Origin of the sequence: uncultured Gimesia sp. (assembly GCF_937919775.1) — a bacterium.
GTDB lineage: Bacteria > Planctomycetota > Planctomycetia > Planctomycetales > Planctomycetaceae > Gimesia.
On record NZ_CALFPF010000444.1, the window covers coordinates 1 to 6029 of the forward strand.

Sequence of the window (6029 nt, forward strand, 5' to 3'; positions counted from 1 at the left end):
TCTGCCACAAATATTCCACACGCCGCGGATCTTCGCCAATCAGCAAGGGGGATAAATCCTCAATCGTCCCCGTGACTCCTCGCGTATGCCACTCCAAAGTGGCCTCTCCCCAGCCAAACAGGCCGGGCTGATCTGTGATCACTTTCACAAACACCCAGTTTCTCATCCGGGCATGACACACCAGAGTTTCGATGCGTTCAATTTTCATCAGAGTCGGTTTCCCATCTGCATTAGTTTTATTTTGGTGTCAAAATAACAACATAACTTTATTGCGATCGGGAAGCAAGTTATTTAACGCAAGAACTGAGCAACAATCATAAGGATCGGCGCTGCGGGTGAAAGGGAAATATCAATCGTTCAGCAGACAAGAATTCATCTCTTACGGGAACTGCTGTTCGAGTTGATCGTCGTCGTATTCCTGTAATCGTTGTCGTGCCAGTTCGGCCCATGGCCCCAGTTCATCGAATTCCAGATACACCTTCCAGTGGGGAACCGCTTCCTCGACCCGATTCAACTGATTCAACACTTCCGCGATGTGTAAATGCGCGTCCGGATAATCCGGGTGCACGCGCAGCGCGATTTCAAACGCGTGCAGTGCCGCTTCCGGATCGCCCAGCTCATTATGCAGGCAACCTAATTGCGTCCAGGCTTCAATGTAATCGTGGTCCCATTCCACCGCCGCATAATAACGTTCGAGTGCGCCTTCCGTGTTCCCACTCAGATACAACGCTTCCGCCAGATGCAGATGCCCCTCGGGTATATCCGGTTGTCCCAATAGAGCCATGCGATAGGCTTCTATCGCCGGCTTCGCTTCGCCCGCATCCAGAAAACGGCAGCCTGCCTGAAACCATTCATCCGAACTGCGATCTTCCGGCTCATCCGTTTTCAGATGCTCTGTGAATTCAATCGTCCCCTCGAACGATTCTTCATCCGCCAGTTCAGGCATCGCGGTCTCTTCCGTCCCGAAATCAAACACCCGCTGTCCCTGCCGGGGATCAATCAATCCCCGCTCATCTTTCAACAGAAGCTGTGCGTCCTGCGACAGCAGTGTCAGTTGCGATAATGGCTGGTCGACCTCGCTAAAGAATTTTCCCAGATGCTGCAGGCTGTTTTCCAGATCCCGCGGACTCACCCCGGATTCGAGTAGCGTCGAAAGTCGCCGCACGCTCGCCACTTCCTGAAAGGAAAAGTAGGGGAGTCGGAAAATCTTCCGTACCGGCTTGATCAAACCCTGGCGTTCCCAGCGACGAATCGTAGACACAGGCACATTCAGCATCTGCGTCAGCATTGCCGGCGTATAAAGCTGATCCACATTCACGCCCGGATCGCGCAGTTCAATCAGCGACAGCCAGTCCGACTCCCTGATGATCTGAATCGCCGTCCCTTCAGCGATCAACTCCTGTGCCTGGCTCAAATTCACCGAAGGCGAACCGTCTGCTTCCAGCGGCCAGCCTTCTTCGCCGATCACCAGCAGTGTCGTCTGTCGGCTCACGTGTTGCGCCGCCTGTCCGCCATGCAGTTCAACGAACTCCCAGGCTTTCTGGTGTGTCATCGAGGCAAGCGTTCCGGTAAACACCACTCGCTCCCCCTGCAACGCGGGAGAGCCTTGTAGCAGTTGATCAGGTTGTTCTTCGTCAGTTTCCGCCATAGGTTAAGTAATAATGTATCAATCAAGGAATTTCGAGTAAAAAGGGGGTTATCAGGTGAGTGTGTCGAAAATATCATTCACATGACCAGTAAACTTTCTCCGAGGATACTGATACGCGAATCTGTTGGGTAGCTTTCAGAGCAATCCTTCATTATAAGGGAGCAAAATAAGTAATTTCCTTTTCGTGGTATCGTTTGTACCCCGGTTTTTTGACTAAATATCCATGGGAGTTGATAGGAATGTCCGTGCTCGAGTCGTGTGATCCTGAAATCTGGAACTGTATTCAGTCTGAAGCACAAAGGCAGAAACATGGCCTGGAACTGATCGCTTCTGAAAATTACACCAGCGCCGCCATTATGGAAGCGGCTGGCTCGATCCTCACGAACAAATACGCCGAAGGACTTCCCGGACGCCGTTATTATGGCGGCTGCGAATTCGTCGACGTCGTCGAAGACCTCGCCCGTCAGCGGGCCTGCAGTCTCTTCGGAGCCGAATACGCCAACGTCCAGCCACACTCCGGCTCGCAGGCCAACATGTCCGTCTACTTCACCGTTTTGAAACCCGGCGACACCTTCCTGGCGATGGACCTCGCCCACGGCGGTCACCTCACGCACGGCATGAAACTGAACTTTTCCGGCACACTCTATAATCCCGTCCCGTACGGCGTGCGCGAAGACAATCACCAGATCGACTACGATCAGGTCGCGAAACTGGCCCGTGAACATAAGCCAAAAATGATCATCGCCGGTGCCTCCGCCTATCCCCGCGAAATCGATCACCCCAAGTTCGCGGAAATCGCAGCGGAAGTCGGCGCGGTCCTGATGGTCGATATGGCGCACTACGCCGGCCTCGTCGCCGGGGGAGTGCATAACAACCCTGTCGAAGTCGCCGACTTCGTGACCTCGACCACACACAAAACGCTGCGTGGTCCCCGTTCCGGTTTCGTCCTGATGAAAAAGAAATACGCCAAAGATCTGAATCGGGAAGTTTTCCCCGGCATTCAAGGCGGCCCGCTGGAACACGTCATCGCCGGCAAAGCCGTCTGCTTCAAAGAAGCCAGCCAGGACTCCTTCAAAGCCTACGCACGGCAGATCGTCGCTAATGCGAAGACCCTCGCTGAAACCCTGATGGCAGGCGGCATCAAACTCGCCTCTGGCGGAACTGACAACCACTTGATGCTCTGCGACGTCACCGCAATCGACCTCACAGGTAAAATCGCCGAAGAAGCACTCGACAAAGCCGGCATCACCGTCAACAAAAACATGATTCCCTACGACAAACGCATGCCTCTTGACCCCAGCGGTATCCGCATCGGCACCGCCGCTCTGACAACCCGCGGCATGAAAGAGGACGAGATGAAAAAGGTCGGTGCCTGGATTCTCCGCGTTCTGGCTGCTCCCGAAGATAATTCCACTATCGAAACCGTTAAAGGCGAAGTCGGGGAATTCACCGAAAACTATCCCGTTCCCGGCATCGCGTAACAGACAGATTTCCGGACCATGACACACAGCGACCTCAACATCACGACCATCGACTGCACCCGCGACGACGCCACCGCGCTCTTCAGCGAACTCCGCGAAAAGCTCAGCCCGCGCGGCAATGTCGTCTCGGAAGCCGGCCGTCAACGCACGATCGAACTCTTCGGCGAACCCCTGTCTCCACAGGAAGTCGTCGAACGGATCTGCAACGATGTCCGTAACAAAGGTCGCGAGGCACTCCTCGACTACACAGCGAAACTCGACCGCAAACAGCTCACCCCCGAAACGATGCGCGTCTCGGCAGAAGAACTCAAAGCGGCTCACGCAGAAGCCGACCCCGAGTACCTCGCCACGCTGCGTCGTATCCGTGAAAACATCATCGAGTTCCAGTCGGCTCTTTTGCCGGACGACGTTAAAGTCCTCCGCGAGGCAGGGGAGTCCCGCGTTGAATTGCGTCAACGCTATCTCCCGTTGAAACGGGTCGGCGTCTGCATTCCCGGCGGTGCCGCCGCGTATCCGTCCACGCTGTTGATGACCGCGATCCCCGCGCAAACCGCAGGCGTCAAAGAAATTGTCGTCGTTGTGCCCCCCACCGATTTCGGCGGTTACAACACCGACATCCTCGCCGCCTGTTATGAGTTGGGCATCACCGAAATCTACCGCGTCGGTGGCGCACAGGCCGTCGCCGCGCTCGCTTATGGCGTCGAAGGCATTGAACGCGTCGACAAAATCGTCGGCCCTGGTAATCTGTTCGTCGCTCTCGCCAAACGCCACGTCTTCGGCGAAGTCGACATCGACAGCATCGCCGGCCCCAGTGAAGTCATCGTGCTCGCCGACGAAACCGCGAATCCTGCATTCATCGCCAGCGATCTGATCTCGCAGGCCGAACACAGCCCCGGTTCCGGCGTCCTCATCACCTGGCACGCGCCGCTGATCGAAGCCGTCCGCACCGCGCTGATCAATCAGCTCAACGAACTCCCGCGCGGCGATCTCGCCCGTCAAAGTCTGCTCGACTACGGCGCTCTGATCCTCGCGCGTGACGAAAACGAAGCCGCCCGCTATACCGATCTCCTGGCACCCGAGCATCTGCACATCTCGACCGCCAACCCCGAACAGCAACTGGATAAAATCCAGAACGCCGGCGCCATCTTCATGGGACATTTTACTCCCGTCGCGACCGGCGACTACTACGCCGGCCCCTCGCACGTGCTCCCCACCGGAGGCACCGCCCGCTTCGCGAACGGCCTGTGTGCAATTGACTTCCTCAAACGCTCCTCGGTGATCTTCTACAATCAAGAGGGGTTGAAAAAAGACGCGCCCGGCATCTGTCTGCTCGCCGAAAAAGAAGGCCTCACTGCCCACGCCGCCAGCGTGACCATTCGCCTGAAACAGGACTGAGCAACGCCTGACCGCATCCGCACTGTTCATCTCGTTCTCCCGTTGACTACGAACCATTTTGCACTTGACCCCTGCGCGCCGTTCGCGAAAAACCTGGTTGTGTGTCGCGCGCGTGCTCACGTCTTTGAGCAGGGAAACATCCGCCAGTCGTTCCTGATTTTCACCATCAAAACAGGTCTTTTTTCCCGATTTTCACCTGAAGAACCGGAAGCAGTCAGCCAATTCCTTATGCGTATCGACACAGCGCACCACACAAGGCCATAACCCGGCCGCCCCCCTGCCACATGTCGGTACATATTTGCCCCCCTCTCGCCACTCCTTTTTTTCCAAAGCCTCTTGACCGCTGCGTGCCCTTCCGGAAGATCAGCGTCCGTCAAAAGGATCTGTCGCATCCATAAACCACAGAAAGGAATTCGATTCATGACTGATACCCCTCAAAAAAAACGCGTCCGTACAACTCGTGAAACACAGGCTCTGATCGTACAACTCATCCAGAAAATGCTCGGCCGCGGCTACCACAATTCCGATATCAAACCGGCCATAACCAAAAAATTCGAGATCAGCCATCGTTCAGTCGAGCGTTACATCACCCGTGCCCGCCGCGAAATGCGGGAGGAGGTCGAGAACTATCTGGAACACCACCGCGTCGATTCGTTTTTCTTCTACCGCAGCGTCATCGAAAACCCAAAAGCCGTCGAACGCGACCGCATCCGCGCCCGCGAACGCATCGACAAACTCCTCGGCCTCGACACACAGGCCCCCTCTGAAAAAGACCTGTCGAATTACACTCTGAAGGAGTTAAACAAGATGTCCGACGAAGAATTCGACGCCGTTTACCAGAAAGAGCTGGATCGCTCCAAATAAGCAATCAAGAAAGAATCATACCCATCAGCACAGAGCAGGGTAGGTGAAGATCAGGAAGTGATGCATAAGCACCACCAGAGAGTACAGCGCAAAACCGCTCTCGTATTGTGAAACACATTCCAAGTAGGGGCGACCCTATGTGGTCGCCCGCCGGATCGACGTGCTTTGCGAAACGACAGGCGAACGCCCCAACCGATTCCATTCAGAGTAGATTACCGGTTTGGTCCCCGCCAGGCGGGCAGGCACACAGACCTGCCCCTACTTTTTTATTCTACCTATCGTGACGATAATACTTGTCATCAATCCAACGTTGCGAATTAGTCCGTATGTATTCGGAAATTTCGTGCCACGCTTCATCATCCCGTATAATGTGTTCATAATAATTCCGTTGCCATAATCTCTGATGAAAAGGGCGCCAACCTTGCGATTTAACCTGTCGAATATATTCATTCATCGTCATTGACTTAAACCAGCCAACGATAGAAGCCAGGGAAGTAGGAGGAACCTGTAACTGCTCATCCTGAGCTGTGTTGATGGCAGGTGAAGATTCTCGAGTACGACTTTCACTCGAATGATCAATTTGCACGATACCATGAAAATGGTTTGGCATTACGATGTGCTCATAAAGAGTCACCCTTGGA

5 protein-coding genes and 1 pseudogene are annotated in these 6029 nt (G+C 54.8%); 3 read left to right on the forward strand and 3 right to left on the reverse strand.

The window, feature by feature from the left end; translation table 11 throughout:
• Both Q0294_RS12585 and Q0294_RS12590 read right to left on the reverse strand, forming a co-directional pair.
• Positions 1 to 208 (reverse strand): annotated as a pseudogene (locus tag Q0294_RS12585) (D-galactonate dehydratase); the annotation flags it as partial.
• 171 nt (positions 209 to 379) lie between these two features.
• Positions 380 to 1648: a tetratricopeptide repeat protein gene (locus Q0294_RS12590; protein WP_299465691.1), complete on the reverse strand. Its 1269-nt coding sequence runs from the start codon at positions 1646 to 1648 to the stop codon at positions 380 to 382.
• 239 nt (positions 1649 to 1887) lie between these two features.
• On the opposite strand from Q0294_RS12590, the gene glyA reads away from it, so the two are divergent.
• The 3 genes from glyA to Q0294_RS12605 all read left to right on the forward strand — a co-directional run bounded on the left by glyA (position 1888) and on the right by Q0294_RS12605 (position 5388).
• On the forward strand, positions 1888 to 3129 hold the full coding sequence (gene glyA / locus Q0294_RS12595) for a serine hydroxymethyltransferase (protein WP_299465694.1): 1242 nt from the start codon (positions 1888 to 1890) through the stop codon (positions 3127 to 3129).
• A gap of 18 nt (positions 3130 to 3147) precedes the next feature.
• Positions 3148 to 4524: a histidinol dehydrogenase gene (gene hisD / locus Q0294_RS12600; protein WP_299465697.1), complete on the forward strand. Its 1377-nt coding sequence runs from the start codon at positions 3148 to 3150 to the stop codon at positions 4522 to 4524.
• A gap of 420 nt (positions 4525 to 4944) precedes the next feature.
• A complete protein-coding gene (locus Q0294_RS12605) occupies positions 4945 to 5388 on the forward strand; it encodes a hypothetical protein (RefSeq protein ID WP_299465700.1) in 444 nt (147 codons plus the stop codon).
• 271 nt (positions 5389 to 5659) lie between these two features.
• Here Q0294_RS12605 and Q0294_RS12610 read toward each other — a convergent pair.
• Positions 5660 to 6029: transposase (locus Q0294_RS12610; protein WP_299465703.1), on the reverse strand; the 370-nt coding region annotated here is incomplete at its 5' end.

What these genes read in the sequence shown, in the direction of transcription:
- hisD (WP_299465697.1), top strand. Translation starts at nt 3,148, where the DNA reads ATGACACACAGCGACCTCAACATCACGACCATCGACTGCACCCGCGAC.
- Q0294_RS12605 (WP_299465700.1), top strand. Translation starts at nt 4,945, where the DNA reads ATGACTGATACCCCTCAAAAAAAACGCGTCCGTACAACTCGTGAAACA.
- glyA (WP_299465694.1), top strand. Translation starts at nt 1,888, where the DNA reads ATGTCCGTGCTCGAGTCGTGTGATCCTGAAATCTGGAACTGTATTCAG.
- Q0294_RS12590 (WP_299465691.1), bottom strand. Translation starts at nt 1,648, where the DNA reads ATGGCGGAAACTGACGAAGAACAACCTGATCAACTGCTACAAGGCTCT.